General features: G+C 41.4%; 20 protein-coding genes. 10 read left to right on the top strand and 10 right to left on the bottom strand.

Features of this window, described 5'->3' with window-relative positions:
- Positions 1-89: 89 nt before the first annotated feature.
- Both cmk and aroA read right to left on the bottom strand, forming a co-directional pair.
- Complete coding sequence (cmk, locus tag VRUMOI_RS05620; protein WP_089138658.1) at positions 90-770, bottom strand: (d)CMP kinase; 681 nt, start codon at positions 768-770, stop codon at positions 90-92.
- Positions 771-974: 204 nt separating this feature from the next.
- Positions 975-2,261: a 3-phosphoshikimate 1-carboxyvinyltransferase gene (gene aroA / locus VRUMOI_RS05615; protein WP_089138657.1), complete on the bottom strand. Its 1,287-nt coding sequence runs from the start codon at positions 2,259-2,261 to the stop codon at positions 975-977.
- Positions 2,262-2,403: 142 nt separating this feature from the next.
- Between aroA and aat the strand changes: the two genes are divergently transcribed.
- The 3 genes from aat to infA all read left to right on the top strand — a co-directional run bounded on the left by aat (position 2,404) and on the right by infA (position 4,149).
- Positions 2,404-3,117 (top strand): leucyl/phenylalanyl-tRNA--protein transferase, encoded by a 714-nt coding sequence (gene aat, locus VRUMOI_RS05610; protein WP_089138656.1) that lies wholly within the window; start codon positions 2,404-2,406, stop codon positions 3,115-3,117.
- Positions 3,114-3,812: an arginyltransferase gene (locus tag VRUMOI_RS05605; RefSeq protein ID WP_089138655.1), complete on the top strand. Its 699-nt coding sequence runs from the start codon at positions 3,114-3,116 to the stop codon at positions 3,810-3,812. The genes aat and VRUMOI_RS05605 overlap by 4 nt, the downstream gene beginning before the upstream one ends.
- Positions 3,813-3,930: 118 nt before the next feature.
- Entirely contained in the window at positions 3,931-4,149 is a 219-nt protein-coding gene (gene infA / locus VRUMOI_RS05600) for a translation initiation factor IF-1 (protein ID WP_001040192.1), read from the top strand.
- Between the two features lie 239 nt (positions 4,150-4,388).
- Here infA and clpA read toward each other — a convergent pair whose 3' ends face one another.
- Positions 4,389-6,656 (bottom strand): ATP-dependent Clp protease ATP-binding subunit ClpA, encoded by a 2,268-nt coding sequence (gene clpA / locus VRUMOI_RS05595; RefSeq protein WP_089138654.1) that lies wholly within the window; start codon positions 6,654-6,656, stop codon positions 4,389-4,391.
- 62 nt (positions 6,657-6,718) lie between these two features.
- The gene (clpS, locus tag VRUMOI_RS05590; protein WP_089138653.1) at positions 6,719-7,039 is read right to left on the bottom strand and encodes an ATP-dependent Clp protease adapter ClpS; all 321 of its coding nucleotides are present in this window, start codon (positions 7,037-7,039) and stop codon (positions 6,719-6,721) included.
- Between the two features lie 352 nt (positions 7,040-7,391).
- On the opposite strand from clpS, the gene cspD reads away from it, so the two are divergent.
- Positions 7,392-7,610 carry a cold shock domain-containing protein CspD gene (gene cspD, locus VRUMOI_RS05585; protein ID WP_089138652.1) on the top strand — a complete coding sequence of 73 codons (219 nt, stop codon included), beginning with the start codon at positions 7,392-7,394 and terminating at the stop codon, positions 7,608-7,610.
- A 190-nt stretch (positions 7,611-7,800) separates the two neighbouring features.
- Here cspD and VRUMOI_RS05580 read toward each other — a convergent pair whose 3' ends face one another.
- Complete coding sequence (locus tag VRUMOI_RS05580) at positions 7,801-10,032, bottom strand: NADP-dependent isocitrate dehydrogenase (protein WP_089138761.1); 2,232 nt, start codon at positions 10,030-10,032, stop codon at positions 7,801-7,803.
- A 397-nt stretch (positions 10,033-10,429) separates the two neighbouring features.
- On the opposite strand from VRUMOI_RS05580, the gene VRUMOI_RS05575 reads away from it, so the two are divergent.
- The 4 genes from VRUMOI_RS05575 to purB all read left to right on the top strand — a co-directional run bounded on the left by VRUMOI_RS05575 (position 10,430) and on the right by purB (position 14,530).
- Positions 10,430-11,128 carry an rRNA large subunit pseudouridine synthase E gene (locus VRUMOI_RS05575; RefSeq protein ID WP_089138651.1) on the top strand — a complete coding sequence of 233 codons (699 nt, stop codon included), beginning with the start codon at positions 10,430-10,432 and terminating at the stop codon, positions 11,126-11,128.
- A gap of 102 nt (positions 11,129-11,230) precedes the next feature.
- The gene (gene mnmA / locus VRUMOI_RS05570) at positions 11,231-12,373 is read left to right on the top strand and encodes a tRNA 2-thiouridine(34) synthase MnmA (RefSeq protein ID WP_089138650.1); all 1,143 of its coding nucleotides are present in this window, start codon (positions 11,231-11,233) and stop codon (positions 12,371-12,373) included.
- A 98-nt stretch (positions 12,374-12,471) separates the two neighbouring features.
- The gene (hflD, locus tag VRUMOI_RS05565) at positions 12,472-13,089 is read left to right on the top strand and encodes a high frequency lysogenization protein HflD (RefSeq protein ID WP_089138649.1); all 618 of its coding nucleotides are present in this window, start codon (positions 12,472-12,474) and stop codon (positions 13,087-13,089) included.
- A gap of 67 nt (positions 13,090-13,156) precedes the next feature.
- A complete protein-coding gene (gene purB / locus VRUMOI_RS05560; RefSeq protein WP_089138648.1) occupies positions 13,157-14,530 on the top strand; it encodes an adenylosuccinate lyase in 1,374 nt (457 codons plus the stop codon).
- 190 nt (positions 14,531-14,720) lie between these two features.
- Here purB and VRUMOI_RS05555 read toward each other — a convergent pair whose 3' ends face one another.
- Positions 14,721-15,167 carry a GNAT family N-acetyltransferase gene (locus VRUMOI_RS05555; protein ID WP_089138647.1) on the bottom strand — a complete coding sequence of 149 codons (447 nt, stop codon included), beginning with the start codon at positions 15,165-15,167 and terminating at the stop codon, positions 14,721-14,723.
- A gap of 147 nt (positions 15,168-15,314) precedes the next feature.
- On the opposite strand from VRUMOI_RS05555, the gene VRUMOI_RS05550 reads away from it, so the two are divergent.
- Positions 15,315-16,475, top strand: a complete 1,161-nt coding sequence (locus tag VRUMOI_RS05550; RefSeq protein WP_089138646.1) for a ribosomal protein uL16 3-hydroxylase — start codon at positions 15,315-15,317, stop codon at positions 16,473-16,475.
- A gap of 163 nt (positions 16,476-16,638) precedes the next feature.
- The gene (xthA, locus tag VRUMOI_RS05545; protein WP_089138645.1) at positions 16,639-17,445 is read left to right on the top strand and encodes an exodeoxyribonuclease III; all 807 of its coding nucleotides are present in this window, start codon (positions 16,639-16,641) and stop codon (positions 17,443-17,445) included.
- An 82-nt stretch (positions 17,446-17,527) separates the two neighbouring features.
- On the opposite strand, the gene VRUMOI_RS05540 is transcribed toward xthA, so the two are convergent.
- The 4 genes from VRUMOI_RS05540 to VRUMOI_RS05525 form a co-directional block, all read right to left on the bottom strand.
- Complete coding sequence (locus VRUMOI_RS05540; RefSeq protein ID WP_089138644.1) at positions 17,528-18,205, bottom strand: ABC transporter permease; 678 nt, start codon at positions 18,203-18,205, stop codon at positions 17,528-17,530.
- A gap of 2 nt (positions 18,206-18,207) precedes the next feature.
- Positions 18,208-18,951: an ABC transporter permease gene (locus VRUMOI_RS05535; RefSeq protein ID WP_089138643.1), complete on the bottom strand. Its 744-nt coding sequence runs from the start codon at positions 18,949-18,951 to the stop codon at positions 18,208-18,210.
- A gap of 60 nt (positions 18,952-19,011) precedes the next feature.
- Positions 19,012-19,782: an ABC transporter substrate-binding protein gene (locus tag VRUMOI_RS05530; RefSeq protein WP_162598344.1), complete on the bottom strand. Its 771-nt coding sequence runs from the start codon at positions 19,780-19,782 to the stop codon at positions 19,012-19,014.
- A 166-nt stretch (positions 19,783-19,948) separates the two neighbouring features.
- Positions 19,949-20,719 carry an ABC transporter ATP-binding protein gene (locus VRUMOI_RS05525; protein WP_089138641.1) on the bottom strand — a complete coding sequence of 257 codons (771 nt, stop codon included), beginning with the start codon at positions 20,717-20,719 and terminating at the stop codon, positions 19,949-19,951.
- Between the last annotated feature and the right edge of the window lie 119 nt (positions 20,720-20,838).

The following is a 20,838-nucleotide window of genomic DNA, read 5'->3' as shown; positions in this document are numbered from 1 at the left end:
TACCGCATGGGGTTGATAAATTAGCCAGTCATCATCCTTGCGACCGACGGTCCTTATCACTAAATATGGTTGTTCCTAAAAACAGACTATTATTTAATGAGTTTAGATTCTATAAATTTTAGCGCAATTTCTACCACTTCATCAATAGAAAGTGATGTGGAATCAATCACTAATGCGTCATCTGCTGGGCGTAATGGGGCAACAGCTCGGTTGCGGTCACGATCATCACGCTCTTGAATATCGCATAAAAGTTGGTCGAATTTACCACTTAAGCCCTTTAGTTGCAACTGGTTCAAGCGGCGTTGTGCCCTTTCTTCAGCACTCGCATCTAGGAATATTTTCGCTTCTGCGTTAGGAAAGACAACTGTGCCCATATCCCTACCATCAGCCACCAAGCCTGGTTCGGCGCTAAATGCACGCTGACGACGTAATAATGCTTCACGCACGCGAGGTAAAGAAGCTACCTTGGATGCTGCCGTTCCAGTCTCTTCTTTGCGCAATTCTTTTGATACGTCTTCACCTTCCAAAATAACTCGAACTAAGTCACCGTCAGCAATAAATTGTACATCTAAGTGGTTAGCTAGCGGCACAAGTGCATCTTCTGACTCAGTATCAACACCATGATGAATCGCGGCTAAAGCCAATACTCGATAGATAGCGCCTGAATCAAGCAAGTGATAATTCAACTTATCCGCAAGCATCATGCACAAGGTACCTTTCCCTGCACCACTTGGCCCATCAACAGTGATTACCGGGCTTTGAGATAACATACATTTTCTCCGGGGTCTATGTGAGCAAGCTATGCTCAAGAAATATGACGTATTTAAAGCGCAAAATTATAGCGAAATTAGGCTGTCTATGCATGGATTATTAGTCAATATATCGAATAATAATGAAACCGATGAGATTTTATCCCTATCAAAAAAAGCCCCACGCTAAGTGAGGCTGAATAAACGTTCTAACTATGTATGATTTTAGACCATCTGACTTAATTCATTAAATTTTTCAAAGTAATTTGGAAAAGTTTTTGAAGTGCAATTAGGATCATTAATCGTTACAGGAGTATTACTTAACGCGACCAACGAAAAGCACATTGCCATGCGATGATCATCATAAGTATCGATCGTCGCATGCTGTAGCTGAGCGGGAGGTGTAATGATAATATAGTCATGACCTTCCTCGACTTCTGCTCCAACCTTTCTCAACTCTGTTGCCATTGCCGCTAAACGATCCGTTTCCTTCACTCGCCAGTTATAAACATTACGAATAACCGTAGTGCCATTAGCAAAAAGTGCTGCTGTCGCGATGGTCATCGCCGCATCTGGAATGTGGTTAAAGTCCATATCAATGGCATTTAATTGCCCTTTGCGACAAAGAACATAATCCTCGCCCCATTCAATTTCTGCGCCCATTTTTTCGAGTGCATCTGCAAATTGGATATCACCTTGAATGCTGTTTTTACCAATACCTGTCACTTTAATTTCTCCACCTTTAATTGCAGCGGCAGCGAGAAAGTAAGAAGCGGATGATGCATCACCTTCGACCAAGTATTGACCAGGACTTTGATAAGATTGACCAGACAAAATAGTAAAGGTTTGATAGTTTTCATTGAGAACATTAACGCCAAACTTAGCCATAATGTCTAAAGTAATATCTATGTATGGCTTGGAAACTAACTCGCCTTCGATTTTAATCGTGATATCACCGTCAGCAAGTGGCGCTGACATTAAAAAAGCCGTTAGAAACTGACTTGAAATCGAACCATCAATGGTCACCGTTCCAGACTTCAAACCTGTGCCAGTTATTTTGATTGGTGGGTAATTCTCATTTTCTAAATATTCAATCGACGCCCCAGCTTCTTTTAATGCATCCACAAGATGACCAATTGGGCGCTCTTTCATTCTTGGTTCACCAGTTAACACGAACTCGCCTTTACCAAGACACAACGCTGCTGCTAAAGGTCGCATTGCCGTCCCTGCATTACCTAAAAACAACTCTAAAGAACCATCGATAGAAAATACACCACCATTGCCTTGTATTTCACATACCGTTTTATCTTCAGATAATTCAAATGATACACCGAGCTTAGTCAGAGCATTCAACATGTGTCGAATATCGTCACTATCTAATAGATTCGTTAAACGCGTTGTTCCCTTAGCTAAAGCAGCCAGTAATAATGCTCGATTAGAAACACTTTTTGAACCAGGAAGATTGATTTCCCCTGAAATTTTTTGGATAGGTTGAAGAGTGAGACTTTCCATTCGTTAATACATTCCTTGCTTTAAGCGATTTAATTGTGGGACAAAGCCCTTAATGAGTTTGAGATTAACGAAAAACGAGATTTAGTGCCAGTCTAAATATTGCTATCATCAAATGACTTGATTCATTGGTTAAACGATATAAATGACTATTTACTTACCATGCTTAGATGAATACGAAGATTCCTTTCCTGATGTTGAATCGGCACTAACCGAGCCGGATGGGTTATTAGCTTTTGGTGGAGACTTATCTCCTCATAGAATCATTAACGCCTATAAAAACGGCATATTCCCTTGGTTTTCCGAACAAGACCCGATTCTATGGTGGAGTCCAGCCAAACGAGCCGTTATATCGCCTCACAAATTCACACCCTCGAAAAGCCTAAAAAAGCACGTCCGACGTGCTAAATTAACCGTTACGTTAAATCACGCAACCGAACAAGTCATACAATTATGCGCAAGTACTCGCCCTCCTGAAGAAACGTGGATCACTCAAGAGATGATTGATGCCTATATTGAATTAGCCCACCTCGGCTTCTGCCATTCTGTTGAAGTATGGAGAGAAGACATGCTTGTTGGTGGCTTATACGGCATCAAACTCGGTCAATTATTTTGTGGTGAGTCGATGTTTTCTATTGAAAGTAATGCATCTAAAGTTGCATTCTGGCATTTATGTCAACACTTTGCTGGTGTCGGTGGGCAGTTAATAGATTGCCAAATAATGAATCCGCACTTAGAAAAACTAGGAGTGGCGGAAATTCAACGTACCGACTTCTTATCACAAATGACCATATTACAGCACGAACCAACCAATCGTGATTTTACAACTTGCATGTTAAAAATAGACGAAGGGCAATGATGATGGAACCTACTCAAATAAAAATAGGCTTAACTCCATCCAGTCAATGCAGTTATTTAGACAACCAAGAAGAACGTGTAGCGGTTATTCTTGATGAGGCTTTACATACTCCTGCTCATTATGAAGTTTTCCTTGCTAATGGCTTTCGTAGAAGCGGGGCGATGATTTATCGACCTCACTGCCAGTTTTGCCAAGCTTGCCAATCTATTCGAGTTTCCATCCCAGACATCACATGGTCAAAAAGTCAAAAACGATTATTGAATAAAGCCAAGCACATTTCTTGGGAACTCAAGCCTCAACTCGATAACGATTGGTTCAATCTATATGAACGTTATATTGAAGCAAGACATCAAACTGGCAGTATGTATCCGGCTAATAAAGAAGTATTTGAAAGTTTTATTCTCTCCGATTGGATTAAACCTCAATACTTACACCTATATGATGAAAATAAACTCATCGCAATTGCAGTGACCGATTGCCTATCCAATTCCTTAAGCGCGTTTTATACCTTTTATGAACCCGAACACCCACTATCCCTTGGGACTCTTTGCGTCCTATTGCAACTAAAGCAATGTAAAACGATGCAGAAACAATGGCTTTATTTGGGGTATCAAATTGATGACTGCCCTGCTATGAATTACAAAGTTCGCTTTCAACGTCATCAAAAGCTAGTAAATCAGCGTTGGCAAGGGTAGAATACGCAACAACTTTAAACTCAAGTATATATTTATTCATTGCTTGAGCATTATTACCCCTAAATTGACTGCTCAATCTAGCGGTTAAGAATAAGCCAAATTTCGGTAAGAGGATTAAATGGCAAAAGAAGACGTAATCGAGATGCAAGGCACTGTCCTTGACACATTACCAAACACTATGTTCCGCGTAGAATTAGAAAATGGTCACGTAGTAACGGCACACATTTCTGGCAAAATGCGTAAAAACTACATCCGTATCCTTACGGGTGATAAAGTGACTGTAGAAATGACTCCATACGATTTATCTAAAGGCCGTATCGTCTTCCGCGCACGTTAATTCGTTAATGTATAAATGGTAATGATACCGTTTAGCCCCTAATTAAAAAAACCGAGGCTTAGGCTTCGGTTTTTTATAGCTGCAATACTTAGATACTGAAAACATCATTAACAAATCGCGCAACGTCTTAGCTCAACACATCGAACGATATGCAATAAAAAAGCCCCTACCGCTTTAAAGGTAAGAGCTTTTGAATTGATACCGCCTTCATTTCAAAGTCAACATCAAACAGTCTCAGATTAGAGCACGGCTTCTTCTTGATTTAAATAGCTAAATTCAAGTTCATCACTATTTCCGCTCAATGTCACCTTCACTGTTCCACCATTGACTAGCGAACCAAAGAGCAATTCATTAGCAAGTGTCTTTTTCAACTTATCTTGAATCACACGTCCCATCGGCCTTGCCCCCATGGTTTTATCGTAGCCTTTTTGCGCTAACCAATGACGAGCTTCTTCAGAAACCTCCATGGACACTCCTCGACCATCAAGCTGAGCTTGAAGTTCAACAATGAACTTATCAACTACTTGATGAATCATTTCTTCACTCAAGCTATTAAACCAAATGATATTATCTAGGCGGTTTCTAAACTCAGGAGTAAAGACCTTCTTAATTTCTGCCATCGCATCATGACTATTATCTTGCTGAATTAAGCCTATTGATTGCTTTTCAGTTTCTTGAACGCCGGCATTGGTGGTCATCACTAAAATGACATTTCGGAAATCGGCTTTACGCCCATTGTTATCCGTTAAGGTACCGTTATCCATCACTTGCAATAACAAGTTAAAAATATCACCATGCGCTTTTTCTATTTCATCAAGCAACACAACTGAATGAGGATGTTTAATTACCGCATCCGTCAACAAGCCCCCTTGATCATATCCAACATAACCAGGAGGCGCACCGATCAAACGGCTAACGGAATGGCGCTCTCCATACTCAGACATATCAAAACGCAATAACTCAACACCTAGTAATTTAGACAGTTGTACCGTGACTTCTGTTTTACCAACCCCTGTCGGGCCAGCAAACAAGAAAGAACCAACGGGCTTATTATCATGCCCTAGACCCGCACGAGTTAACTTAATCGCTTCGCATAACACTTCAATGGCAGGGTCTTGTCCAAATACCAGTAATTTGAGTCGACTATCTAAACGAGATAGCACTTCTTTATCAGAAGACGATACTGACTTTTCAGGTATACGAGCGATTTTCGCTACAATCGCTTCAATATCTGCCACATTAACGGTTTTTTTACGCTTACCTACAGGCGCTAAGCGACAATGGGCCCCTGCTTCATCGATAACATCAATCGCTTTATCTGGTAGGTGACGCTCATTGATATATTTAGCGGAAAGCTCAACAGCAGCACGTAACGCTTTATTACTAAAACGAACTTGGTGATGCTCTTCATATTTACTTTTCAACCCCATAAGAATTTTCGTTGTATCATCAATCGAAGGTTCCAAAATATCAATTTTTTGGAAACGGCGAGACAACGCACGCTCTTTTTCAAAAATACTGCTGTATTCTTGATAAGTAGTCGAGCCAATACAACGTAATTTACCATTGCTTAATAGCGGTTTAATGAGATTTGCGGCATCAACCTGCCCGCCAGAAGCGGCTCCAGCACCAATGATAGTGTGAATTTCATCGATAAAGAGAATCGTATCTTTTTCTTTTTCTAGCTGTTTAAGGATTGTTTTAAAGCGTTTTTCAAAGTCTCCACGATATTTAGTCCCGGCTAGCAATGAACCAATATCCAGTGAATAGATCACACTATCTTTGATAACGTCAGGGACTTGGCCTTCAACAATTCGCCAAGCTAAACCTTCTGCAATAGCCGTCTTACCCACACCGGCCTCCCCGACTAAAAGAGGGTTATTTTTACGACGACGGCATAACACTTGGATAGTACGTTCCAGTTCAACATCTCGACCAATCAATGGATCTATCTGGCCTTTCTTCGCTACTTCATTGAGATTAGTGGCAAAACTGTCTAGACGTTCTTCTGAATTATTTTCTTGCGGTTGCTCACTGGTAATATCATTGGTACTTCCATCCGCATCGTCACCTGACTTACGAATACCATGAGAAATAAAGTTAACGATATCTAAACGGCTTACATCATTCTTTTTCAGAAGGTAAGCAGCATGAGATTCTTGCTCACTAAAAATAGCAACCAAGACATTAGCACCCGCGACTTCATTGCGGCCTGAAGATTGAACATGAAAAACTGCCCGTTGAAGGACTCGTTGGAAACTTAACGTTGGTTGAGTTTCTCGTTCTTCATCGGCAGTTGAAATTAAGGGCGTCGTTTGCTCAATAAAAGCTTCGAGTTCTTGACGTAATGTTTCGATGTCTGCTTGGCAAGCTGATAAAGCTTCATGAGCAGAATCATTATCGAGCAGCGCTAATAAAAGGTGCTCAACCGTCATGAACTCATGACGATTTTCTCTGGCACGCATAAATGCGCTATTCAAGCTCATTTCTAGTTCTTTATTTAGCATAGCTACCTCCCCAAAGAACAATTACTCTGTTCATATCCAGCTAAAGCCTAAGCCATCTCAGGTTACACCTGTTCCATTGTACATAATAAAGGATGTTCATTTTCACGAGCATACATCGTTACTTGCATGACTTTCGTTTCAGCAACTTCAGCGGTATATGTGCCACAAATTGCTTTGCCTTCAAAATGCACTTTTAACATTACCTGAGTCGCACTCTCCAAATCCATAGAGAAAAAACGATTCAGTATTTCAATCACAAAATCCATCGGCGTGTAATCATCATTATTGAGTATCACATGATACATTGCCGGTGGCTTCAATTTGGTCTTCTCATTTTCCAGAAGATCGACATCTGGTGAAGTCCATTGGTATTGCTTATTCATGTCTAATTCTACTTTATGGACAATATTGATGGAAAACAAAGCTATCAATCTGTCTTCTTATTTAGAGACTAATGCACCAATTGTATCCCTGCAAATAAAAGATTGCTATTCCGTTACACTCGCTGGCCAACCGCTTAAAAAGACAGCAGTTCATATAAGAAAACTTCGCCTTTGAATGTAAACGAGAAAACACATTGTTAAGTAAAAGTTAAACTCATATCGCTATTTTTGTTATTACACCAAGAATTATCACCCACAACTATTGACTGTTGGCTGTGATTGTCTAAATTGTGTTCTGAAGTGGTTAAAAAATTAACCGTTATATCTTTAAAAAGCATGAGGGATGTAAAGCATGGCTACAGGTACAGTTAAGTGGTTTAACAACGCCAAAGGATTTGGCTTCATTTGTCCTGAAGGAGAAGAAGGTGATATTTTCGCTCACTACTCTACTATTCAGATGGATGGGTACAGAACGTTAAAAGCAGGACAACAAGTATCCTACGAAGTTGAAAAAGGCCCAAAAGGCTCCCATGCTAGTCTAGTCATGCCAATTGATAGTGAAAATAAATAGGTAACACACCTTCTCACTAACCTTTCTGTTATCTATATGGCCATACAAATACAGCGATTGATTTGTATGGCTTGTACTCTTTTTTGCCCAATGTTATTTGATGCATTTCCCCATCTACCGATAAAACGCTAAGTATAAAAAAAGCGCCCACATAATGAGCGCCCTATTAGTTTTACCTATCACGCTATAATTAGCGTAATGCGTTTAACACTTGATTCAATGTTTCGCTTGGGCGCATTAATGAAGAAACTTTATCTTCATCAAATAAATAGTAACCACCTAAGTCACCCACAATGCCTTGTGCTTGATTTAATTCCGAGACAATTTTCTCTTCTTTTTCGGCAAGCTCAGCGGCGATAGGCCCAAACTGCTGTGCTAGTTCAGCATCTTTTGTTTGTTCCGCTAATGCTTTAGCCCAATATAAAGCTAAGTAAAAATGGCTACCACGGTTATCTAACTCACCAACCTTACGTGATGGTGATTTATTTTCATCAAGGAATTGGCCCGTCGCTTTGTCTAAAGTTTCCGCTAATACTTTCGCTTTAGGGTTATTAGCTACCGTACTTAGATGCTCTAATGAGGCGGCTAAAGCAAGAAATTCACCTAAAGAATCCCAACGTAAGTGGTTTTCTTTTTCAACTTGTTGAACGTGCTTAGGTGCAGAACCACCAGCACCCGTTTCAAACAAACCACCGCCACTCATCAGTGGGACGATTGACAACATTTTCGCTGACGTGCCTAACTCAAGAATTGGGAATAAATCGGTTAGGTAGTCGCGTAATACGTTACCAGTTACCGAAATAGTATCTAGACCATCTTTGATACGTTCAAGAGAGTAGTTGGTTGCCGCTACAGGATCTAAAATCTTAATTTCCAGACCAGTAGTATCATGTTGTGGCAAGTAGGCATTTACCTTTTTAATCAACTCTGCATCATGAGCGCGATTTTCATCAAGCCAAAATACCGCTGGTACACCTGCATCACGCGCACGAGTGACTGCCAGTTTCACCCAATCTTGAATTGGTGCATCTTTAACCTGACACATACGGAATAAATCGCCTTCCTGAACATCTTGCTCAAGTAAAACTGTATCGTTTTCGTCAATTACACGTACTACGCCAGCTTTTTTCGCTACGAACGTTTTATCATGTGAACCGTATTCTTCTGCTTTTTGAGCCATCAGACCTACGTTTGGAACACTACCCATGGTCGTTGGATCAAAGGCGCCATTCTTTTTACAGAAATCAATAACCGCCTGATAAACACCTGCATATGAACGATCTGGGATCATTGCTTTAGTATCTTGTAGCTGCCCCTCGCTGTTCCACATTTTGCCAGAAGAGCGCAGCATAGCAGGCATTGAAGCATCGACAATGACATCACTTGGAACGTGCAAGTTGGTAATACCACGGTCAGAATCCACCATCGCCAATGCAGGGCGAGTCGCATAAACTGCATCTAATGCTTGTTCAATTTCTTGTTTTTGTTCAGCAGGCAAGTTTTCAATTTTGCTATAAACATCGCCAATGCCGTTATTCACATCAACGCCTAACTCTGCAAATAAGTCACCGTATTTAGCAAACACATCTTTATAGAAGACTTTAACTGCATAACCAAAGATAACCGGATCTGAAACCTTCATCATTGTTGCTTTCAAGTGCAAAGATAAAAGAATGCCTTGCTCTTTTGCTTCATCAATTTGTTTTTCAAAAAACTCAATTAAAGCCGCTTTATTAAGAACCGCCGCATCAATAATTTCTTTATCTTGCAGAGCAAATGGGGCTTTCAGTACTTCCACCGAACCACCGGCATCAACATGTTCGATGCGCACATTACGCGCCCCATCAATAGTGATTGATTTTTCGCTACCGTAGAAATCTTGCTCAGACATGCTGGCAACATGTGAAGCAGAATTGGCATCCCACGCACCCATTGAATGTGGATTTTTCTTCGCGTAATTTTTAACAGAAAGTGGCGCACGACGATCCGAGTTACCTTCACGTAAAACTGGGTTTACCGCACTGCCTTTAATTTTATCGTACGTTTCTTTGATCGCACGTTCTTCATCTGTTTTTGGTTCATCAGGGTAGTTAGGTAACGCGTACCCTTTGGCTTGAAGCTCTTTAATCGCAGCGCGTAGCTGAGGAATTGACGCTGAGATGTTAGGTAATTTAATAATGTTAGCTTCTGGAGTATTCGCTAACTCACCTAATTCAGAAAGAGCATCACCAATACGTTGTTCTTCAGTTAGGTATTCAGGAAAGTTCGCAATAATACGACCCGCTAATGAAATGTCGCGAGTGTCTACATTGATATCTGAAGAAGCAGTATAAGCACGAATAATCGGCAATAATGAGTAAGTTGCCAGAGCTGGCGCTTCATCAGTAATAGTGTAAATAATAGTTGGCTGCTTATTTTTCATTTGATCTGTGGTAGGCATTGAATTTCCCTATATATTTCGAACAGCCTTAATAGATGAGATTGGCTGTGTGGCTCAAGAAAATGGTCAGATCATTCGACCTTTCTCTATGTTGGTAGATAATAGATGTTAGCTATACCAGATAATTTTTAGCACAGCTGCCTTCGTTCACTTATACCCTTTCAAAGTCACGTCAAAGTCATTTAACGATAACTTGATGACAGGGATATTATTTAATATTCCATCCGAACTCTCTTGGGTAAGAAATTCGAGAATGAATTAAACAAATTCGAGTTAATGGTCTATCATCTTCTTCTTTTAGCGGCACCATACTAGATCAATTCTAAAATTATTAAAACTTAGCCACCCCGTTTGTTTACATTTTTGCAAGGTAGTTAACATGTCTAGCCCAAACATTCCCTCTAAAAAGACACCGTCGAGTCATAAGTTTAAAACAGATCCGACCAGAAGTAGAGGTAGGAATAGCAGCTCGTCGAACCGATATTCTAAACGGCCAAAGCAAAAAAGCACCCAACATATTCCTCGTGTCACGGAAGAAAACCGTATCGTACTTCTCTTTAATAAGCCTTACGATACGCTTAGCCAATTTACCGATGGTGAGAAACGTAAAACCTTAGCCGACTATATTGATGTAAAAGAGGTGTATGCCGCGGGTAGATTGGATCGAGATAGCGAAGGTTTAATGGTGTTAACCAACGATGGTATTTTACAAGCGAAAATAACCCAACCATCATCAAAAGCACAAAAAACTTACTGGGTACAAGTTGATGGAACACCTTCTGAAGAAGACTTAGAACAGCTACGCCGTGGTGTTGAACTAAAAGATGGTACGACCCTCCCCGCCAAAGTGGAAGTTATGCCTGAACCTGAAATCTGGCCTCGCAATCCCCCAGTTCGATTTCGCGCGAATATTCCAACCACCTGGCTTGCCATCACTATTATTGAAGGTCGAAATCGACAGGTAAGACGAATGACCGCGCATATTGGCTTTCCAACCTTAAGATTAATTCGCTATTCAATTGGCGAATGGTCCTTAGGAGATTTACAGCCGGGACAATACAAACATATTAAAGTTTAAGCAAACAGTACCCAGTAAGCCATTTCTACTATTCTAGGATCTGTCACCCCTGATAACTTTCTGTTAGAATTCGACCCAGATTAATTTTGTGGTATACATTGCATGTCAGATAACAACCAAAAGCTAGAAAACGCTAATAAAAAAGTAATCGTCGGAATGTCCGGCGGTGTCGATTCTTCTGTTTCAGCTTACCTGCTCCAGCAGCAAGGTTATCAAGTTGAAGGTCTTTTCATGAAAAATTGGGAAGAAGACGATAATGAAGAGTATTGCACTGCCGCAGAAGATCTCGCTGATGCGCAGGCTGTTTGTGACAAACTAGGCATTGAACTGCATACCATTAACTTTGCTTCGGAATACTGGGACAATGTTTTTGAATATTTCCTAGCGGAATACAAAGCAGGCCGCACCCCTAACCCCGATATTCTGTGTAACAAAGAAATCAAATTTAAAGCCTTCTTAGAATTTGCTGATGAAGTCCTCGATGCTGACTATATTGCGATGGGGCACTATGTTCGTCGCACATTCCCAACAGTAAAACAAGTTAAAGCGGGCGAATTGCCACAAATGCTTCGTGGTTTAGATAACAATAAAGACCAAAGCTATTTCTTGTACACACTAAGCCATGAGCAAGTAGCACGTAGCTTATTCCCTGTTGGTGATTTAGAAAAACCGGAAGTTCGCCGTATTGCGGAAGAACAAGGTTTAATCACCGCCAAGAAAAAAGATTCAACCGGCATTTGTTTTATTGGTGAGCGTAAATTTACCGATTTCTTATCGCGTTATTTACCGGCTCAACCTGGTAATATCGAGACGCCAGAAGGCAAAGTAATCGGTGAGCACCAAGGATTGATGTACCACACATTAGGCCAGCGTAAAGGCTTGCATATTGGCGGCCAAAAAGGCGGTGGCGGTAATGAAGACCCATGGTATGTTGCTGAAAAAGATCTTAAACGTAACGTATTAATTGCCGTTCAAGGCGGTGATCACCCACTCTTAAAATCGACGGGGTTGATTGCCTCACAACTGCATTGGGTTGATCGAAAAGTCATCACTGAACCTTTGCGTTGCACAGTCAAAACTCGCTATCGCCAACAAGATATTCCATGCGTAATTGAGCCTATCGACGAGAACACCATCAAAGTTATTTTTGATGAACCTCAAGTTGCTGTGACTCCTGGACAATCTGCGGTATTCTATTCGCAAGACATTTGTCTCGGCGGCGGTATCATCGAGGCACGCATTTAATCAAGCATTGACAATTAAGGGCTATTCGTAGCCCTTTCGTTTATAGTCGAGACTCTCTAACTCTGTTGTTTTAAGTCTGTTTTGTAGGAGAAATAAACGTGGCAAACACTCTTTATGACCGTACCATCGCTTTCGCTGGCATCTGCCAAGCAGTTGCACTTGTTCAACAAGTTGCGCGTAACGGACATTGTGATTCTGCAGCACTTGAAACAACGCTAAAAACCATCATCAACATGAACCCCCGTAACACGTTAGATGTGTTTGGTGATGAAGCCAATTTAAAGCTTGGATTTGAAACCCTAATTAATGGTATTGATAGCTCACCAACTGGCAGTGAAGCCACTCGCTACATTATTAGTATCATGTCATTAGAGCGTAAACTTAATGCCCGTCCTGATTCTATGTCGCAACTCGGTGACCGCTTAACCACCATTGAGCGCCAGACTGAGCACTATGACTTATTAGACGAGCAAATGATCAGCAATCTTGCGAATGTTTATTTAGACGTGATCAGCCCTGTTGGCCCTCGAATCCAAGTATCTGGTACGCCAGCCGTGTTACAGCAAACGACCAATCAACACAAAGTTCGTGCTCTATTATTAGCTGGTGTGCGCTGCGCAGTATTATGGCGCCAAGTGGGTGGTAAACGCCGTCACTTATTATTAGGTCGTAAGAAAATGCTTGAGCAAGCTAAAATTTTACTGGCTAGAGCCTAATCGCTCACGACATGCAAAACCTTTTTATCCCATTTCAATCTAACTCAATTTAATTCAGGAGATACACATGGAACTGTCAGCATTGACTGCTGTTTCACCGGTAGACGGCCGCTACGGAAGTAAAACGATTGCGTTACGCAGCATCTTCAGCGAGTACGGGCTATTAAAGTACCGCACTATCGTTGAAATTCGTTGGTTACAGAAGCTTGCAGAAACCGCTGCAATTGCAGAAGTACCTGCGTTCAGTGACGAAGCAAACCAATATCTTAACCAGATTGCGGCAAACTTCAGCGAAGATGATGCCAACCGCATCAAAACGATTGAGCGCACAACCAACCACGATGTAAAAGCGGTTGAGTATTTCCTAAAAGAAAAAGTAGAAGCACTACCTGAATTACATGCAGTCAGCGAATTCATCCATTTTGCTTGTACTTCTGAAGACATTAACAACACCTCTCACGCGCTTATGCTTAAAGAAGCACGTGATGAAGTGATTCTACCTGCAATTCGCGAAGTGATTGACGCAATTAAAGCACTCGCGGTTGAATATCGTGACATCCCTCTTCTTTCTCGTACTCACGGCCAACCCGCTTCACCTTCAACAATGGGTAAAGAAATGGCGAACGTGGCGTACCGTATGGAACGTCAATACAAGCAAATCGCTAATGTTGAAATTCTAGCGAAAATCAATGGTGCCGTAGGTAACTACAACGCTCACCTTTCAGCTTACCCTGAACTAGATTGGCATACCTTTAGTGAAGAGTTCATCACCAAATCACTGGGCGTTGATTGGAACCCGTACACCACTCAAATTGAACCGCATGACTACATTGCTGAACTATTTGATGCGATTGCCCGTTTCAACACCATCTTGATTGATTTCGACCGTGATGTTTGGGGTTACATTGCCCTAGGTCACTTTAAGCAAAAAACCATTGCTGGCGAAATTGGTTCTTCAACCATGCCGCATAAAGTTAACCCTATCGACTTTGAAAACTCGGAAGGTAACCTAGGTTTAGCCAATGCGATTTTCGGTCATCTTGCTCAAAAACTGCCAATCTCTCGCTGGCAGCGTGACCTAACTGACTCAACGGTTTTACGTAACCTAGGTGTTGGTTGTGGTTATGCAATGATCGCATACTCTTCCGTTATGCGTGGTATCAGCAAGCTTGAAGTTAACCAAGCCGCACTAGAAGCAGAATTAGACAAAAACTGGGAAGTATTGGCTGAGCCGGTACAAACAGTAATGCGTCGTTACGGTATCGAAAAACCTTACGAGAAACTGAAAGAATTAACTCGTGGTAAACGTGTTGATGGTGAAGGTATGCGTGCGTTTATTGATGGTCTTGAAATCCCTGCGGATGAAAAAGCACGTCTAAAACAAATGACGCCAGCCAACTACATTGGTGATGCGGTTAAACTGACGGACTTGTTGAAATAAGAAACGGGTCTCGAAAAAATTAATACTCGTCATTCCAAAAGTGAGGAACGAACTGTTTGGAATCTCCTACGTTAAGCTGTGAAGCCAATAGCTTTAGGAGATCCTGAACGACACTCCTTCGTCGTTATTCAGGATGACGCCTCAAGGGTTAGCTTCGGCTGGCCCTTTTTATTAACCGTAATCTAATAGATTATTCGACTCGTTGCGTATAGTGCTCAAATTCGGTTACTTTTTTATAGCCTTCCGCTTCATAAAGCTTCTGTGCTGAAACATTATCTATTGCTGTAGCTAATTTCACAGTCAATGCATTCGTTTCCTTCGCATAGTTTTTAATTTTTCTCAAAAGTGCTCTTGCTACACCTTTATTACGATGTAATTCCACCACATAAAGATCATTCAAATACCACATTTTGCTCATAGCTACGGATGAGAATGAAGGGTAAAGTTGAGCAAACCCCATAGGTATATTTTCTTCATCTAACGCTAAAAATATCACCGAATCTGATGCCATTAATCGTGCTGAGATGAATGATTGAACATTTTCGATATCAGAACATTGACCATAAAACTGCCTATACAAATCAAACAAATGGCTGACCATATCAATATCTAATAACCTAGCTTGTATAATTTTCAATGACGACTCCTTGTCTCTGGCTAGCATTAGTTACTATGAATATAACATGCACTCAACTTTCAAATCTTCAATAACATCCTCAATTTGTCCCCTCTTTTCTGTTACACTCTGCGCCCTGTTCCGATTCAATCCAACTGTAGGCCCATCATGTATCAACTTTCTTTTTCTCTAGAAGAATTTCTAGCCGAATACTGGCAGAAAAAACCCACCATCATTAAAGGTGGTTTATTTACTGATTCTCCAGAAAATGGCTTCACTGACCCACTTTCTCCTGACGAACTTGCTGGGTTATCCATGGAAAAAGTCATTGATTCACGTTTTGTGTCAAATAAAGAAAAACAATGGACAGCGGAACATGGCCCGTTTGACGAAGATAAATTCGCTCAGCTGCCCGAAAGCCATTGGTCTTTAATCGTTCAAGCTGCCAACCATTGGCACCCAGAAGCCGCTCAGTTAGTTGAACCATTCAAAGCCATGCCAGGTTGGTTATTTGATGATTTAATGATTAGCTTTGCCGTCGAAAATGGCGGAGTTGGTCCACATATCGATCAATATGATGTGTTTATTTGCCAGGGACTAGGAAAGCGTCACTGGCGCGTGGGTGCGAAGGATGAAGGTCAATATGAAGAAGTGATTCAAGCGCAAGCGTTACGTCAAATCAAAGGGTTTGATGCCATTATTGATGATGTGCTTGAACCGGGTGATATCTTGTATATTCCACCAGGCTTCCCACATGATGGCTACGCGCTAGAGCCTTCAATGAGCTACTCTGTCGGTTTTCGCTCCCCAAAAGAACAAGAACTATTAAGTAACTTTGCTGATTATATTTTGGCGCACGACATTGGTGATGTTCACTTACATAACCCAGAGCAAAAAACGCAATCGGGCTCGGGAATGATCCAAACTACCGATACACTGCTGCTCACTGGCATGTTGAAAAAAGCCTTTGAAGAACAAGCTAGAATTGAAGATTTCTTAGGTTGTATGCTAAGCCAATCACGTCACCAGCTCAACATCATCGTACCGGAAGAGCCCCTCACTATGGATGATGTCATGCAGTATATTCAAACCGAGCAACCATTATATAAAGTGGCTGGTCTACGTGCGAACTATCACGAGAATAATCCAAACACTTTATTCATCAATGGTGAGGTGTTTGAACTTGAAGCCGGTTTAGAGCCTTTAGCGAATATTTTGTGTAACTATGATGATATTGAAGCACAAACTTTATCATCACTGACTAGTATCCCAGCCGCCATCACACTACTGACTGAGCTAATTAATAAAGGTTACTGGTTCTACGAATAATAGCGAGCTGATAAAAACCACGCTGAGTAACATTCTTGCTCAGCGTTTTTTTGTCTTTTTTATTGAGTACAAATTCAACAAACAAAACCAACAGCATACCCTATCGCTAAAATGCTCTGTATGATGGTGCGATAATCAATACTCACGGATTGGACGATCTACTATGAAAGTAATCTCATTTAATATAAACGGCCTACGCGCACGCCTTCATCAACTACAAGCCATTATCGATAAGCATCAACCCGATGTAATTGGCCTGCAAGAAATCAAAGTGCATGATGAAGCCTTTCCATTAGAAGATGTCGAAGCCATGGGCTATCACGTCTATTTTCATGGTCAAAAAGCGCATTATGGGGTAGCCATGCTCTGCAAAAAAGCGCCGATTTCCGTACAAAAAGGCTTTGCCACCGATAGCGATGAACATCAAAAGCGCATGATCAGCGTAACAATTGAAGATGATAATGGCATCCCTACCACTATAATGAATGGTTACTTTCCTCAGGGTGATAACATCAACCATGAAACCAAGTTTCCATACAAACGTCAGTTTTATAAAGATTTAATGACTCACCTTAATACTCACCATAACAGTGATGAACAAATCATCGTGATGGGTGATATTAATATTAGCCCAATTGATCTGGATATTGGTATTGGTGAACCAAATGCCAAACGTTGGTTAAAGACCGGGAAGTGTTCTTTCCAACCTGAAGAACGTGAATGGCTAAAGACTTTGTTGGATTGGGGTTTTGAAGATACCTTCCGTAACCTGCACCCAACTGTTGATAACCAATTCTCGTGGTTTGATTATCGTTCACGTGGCTTTGATGACAACCGTGGCCTGCGCATTGATGTGATTTTAGCGACACCAAAGCTGGCTGGAACCTGTGTTGATGCCGGTATTGATTACGAATTGCGTGGTATTGAGAAACCTTCAGATCATGCCCCTATTTGGTCTGAGTTCAAATAATCTCACCACATTAAGCGACAAACAAAATAAAACGCCGTTAGTTCTCGACTAACGGCGTTTTTATCACAATACACGAGCCTTATTAACTTAAAGGCCTTGCATAAGCCAATAGTCGTTTTTCCGTTACTTTGAACGCGTAAATAATCGACATACTCAAAATCATGTAGAAAATGCCCGCAGTGAAGAAAGCTTCAAAAGGCGCGTAAGTACGTGAGTTCACCAAGCGTGCTACCCCTGTAATATCCATCACGGTAACAATACCGGCGACCGCAGATCCATGCAGCATAAAGATCACTTCATTACTATAAGCAGGTAGTGCTCGACGCAGCGCACTCGGCAAGATGATTCGACGATATATCTTCCATGTCGACATGCCATAGGCTTTCGCGGCTTCAATCTCGCCCTTATCAAGCCCTTTGATAGCACCAGCAAAGATCTCTGCGGTATATGCTCCGGTATTGAGGACAAAAGCAACCAACGCACAGAACCAAGCATGTTCCCATAGCGTATCTCGTACCTGCATGAACTGATTACTGCCGTAGTAAATCAGGTAAAGCTGAACAAGTAATGGCGTGCCTCGGAAAAAGTAGCTATAGCACCACACGGGAAAGTTAATAAAATAATTTTTGCTTGTTCGAGCAATGCCGGCAGGAATCGCAATCACTAGCCCAATAATGAGCGCTAACCCAACCAACCAAAACGTGGTCCATAAGCCTTCAAAATATAAAGGCAAGCTGTCAATAATGACTGAAAAATCCATGCTTACCTCGTATGTAATGTGTATTTACGTTCCAACAACCTAAGTAGGCCAATAGAAACGCTAGTAAAGAATAAAAAGATAACCGATACCGTCATATAAAAGGTAAATGGCATCTTAGTCGAACCGGCAGCCAATGCCCCAACGCGTACCATGTCATCTAATCCAATGATTGAAACTAACGCTGTGGTCTTAAGTAAAACTAACCAATTATTACCAAAACCTGGAATCGCATGACGCACCATTTGTGGCAACAAGATACGGCGAAAAGACATCACACTACTCATGCCATAGGCTTTTGCTGCTTCTAACTCCCCTTTATCGACCGCCATGATTGCGCCACGGAAAGTTTCCGCCATATAAGCCCCAAAGATAAAGCCGATGGTGAGTACACCTGCCGTAAATGGGCTAACATCGATATAATCGGGAAGATAAGCCGTCCATTCATGGCCAGCGTTATAGCTGGTCATCCAGCTATTGATTTGCTCATTCAGTGAATAGAGAGAGTTGTTTAATAAAATCTGACCACCGAAGAAAATTAGCATCATCAACACGAGATCAGGAATACCACGAATGATGGTGGTATAGGCGGTCGCAATGACACGCGCCCAGCGATAAGGCGAAAGTTTCGCTAACGCGCCTAAAATGCCGAGTAACACGGCAACAACCAAAGATAGCAATGCGACTTCAATCGTAACCAAAGCGCCTTGTAAAATGGTGTGCTCATAACCTTGTAAAAAATCTAACATCATAAAGGTCTAATTTTGTGAGAGGCCAGCTCAACACTGGCCTCTTTATTTTAACGCGGCTTATTCGCCATAAACATCATACGAGAAGTACTTAGCAGCAATTTGCTGGTAAATACCTTTTTCACGTAATGAGTCTATTGCTTTATTCAACTGATCCGCTAAATCTTTATCTTGCTTGCGAACCGCGATACCAAAGCCATCACCAAACCATTTTGCATCCGTTAGAGATGGGCCGGTAAATTCATAACCTTCTTTTTTATCTAGCATGCCACTTTGCAGTGCGGATGCATCACCGAAAACTGCATCAATACGGCCGCCTTCTAAATCAAGGTAAGCTTCATCAAACGTGCCATAACGAGATACATCGACGATACCTTTGTAATTATCTTCAATATATTGATCATGCGTCGTTGAACGTTGAACACCAATTTTCACGCCTTTCAGGCCTTCTTTGGTGAAAGTGATGTCAGCCCCTTTTTTCGCAATAAATTTATTTGGGATAAGCGCGTACTTATGGGTGAAAGCCACTTTCTTCTTACGCTCTTCTGTGATCGACATACCCGCGATAATGGCATCGTATTTACGAGCAAGAAGTGCAGGAATAATACCATCCCAGTCTTGAGCAACGATCTGGCATTTTGCTTCCATTTCTTTACATAGAGCGTTAGCAAGATCAACATCAAAACCAGCGAGCGTACCGTCGGCTTGCGTGTAATTAAATGGAGGATAAGCCCCTTCTGTTGCAAACCGTACTGTTTTCCAATCCTTGGCTTGCGCCACCCCAGATAAAGCTGTAGCGGCAAGTGTTGCTGCTAAAAACCACTTTTTCATATCCATACTCCTGTGATTATCACTTTTATAATGTTGTGTTGTTTGTTGCTTACTTCATATCCTTCAAGGTCCTTTTGTTAAAGTGTAAAGGATGCAAAGTTTATACCAGCGTACTCACATACTGTTTGTCGCTGAATTTTTTAGTTAATTTCTTTTGATTATGGGGTTAATAGACCGAAGATATAAACTGTTTAAAGCGTTCCGATTCAGGATTACTAAACAATTTCTCTGGGGCACCTTCTTCTTCAACTTTTCCTTGATGAAGAAACATAACATGGCTGGAAACATCTCGTGCGAAAGCCATTTCATGCGTAACCACTAACATGGTGCGGCCTTCTTCAGCCAAATCACGCATCACACCTAGCACCTCACCGACTAACTCAGGGTCAAGTGCGGAAGTGGGCTCATCAAATAACATCACCTCCGGATCTACCGCTAAAGCACGTGCAATAGCAGCGCGTTGTTGCTGACCACCTGAAAGGTGTCCCGGGTAATAATCTTTACGATCATACAAACCTACTTTTTTAAGCAGCAATTCTGCATTTTCAATCGCTTGAGCTTTAGGGATACCTAATACGTGAACTGGAGCTTCGATCACATTTTCTAGCACAGTTAAATGCGACCACAGATTAAAACCTTGGAATACCATAGCAAGGCGTGAGCGGATTCTTTGAACTTGTTTATCGTTAGCTGGCGAGGTTTCGTTTTTACGGTTGGTCTTCATCTGGATCAACTCACCATTAACCCATACCTCACCCGAGGTTGGCGTCTCTAACAAATTGATACAACGAAGAAAAGTACTCTTACCCGATCCTGAAGAACCGATAATAGAAATAACATCACCTTTATTAGCAGAAAGAGAGATACCTTTTAATACTTCATTCTTGCCGAAGGTTTTATGTAAGTCTTTGATATTTAGCGCGGGTACATCCGTCATGCGCTACTACTCCCTTATTGTTGTTACTCATCTTCCTGATGGTCAAAATAACCTAACACCACTTTTTAAGGCTTGCAAACAAAGCAAATTGCTTAAAAGCTTTAATGCAGACGTTTATT

Origin of the sequence: Vibrio rumoiensis (assembly GCF_002218045.2) — a bacterium.
Taxonomy (GTDB): Bacteria; Pseudomonadota; Gammaproteobacteria; order Enterobacterales; family Vibrionaceae; genus Vibrio; species Vibrio rumoiensis.
The sequence above is the reverse complement of the archived record's forward strand: the minus strand, read 5'-3'. Positions and strand labels throughout refer to the sequence as shown.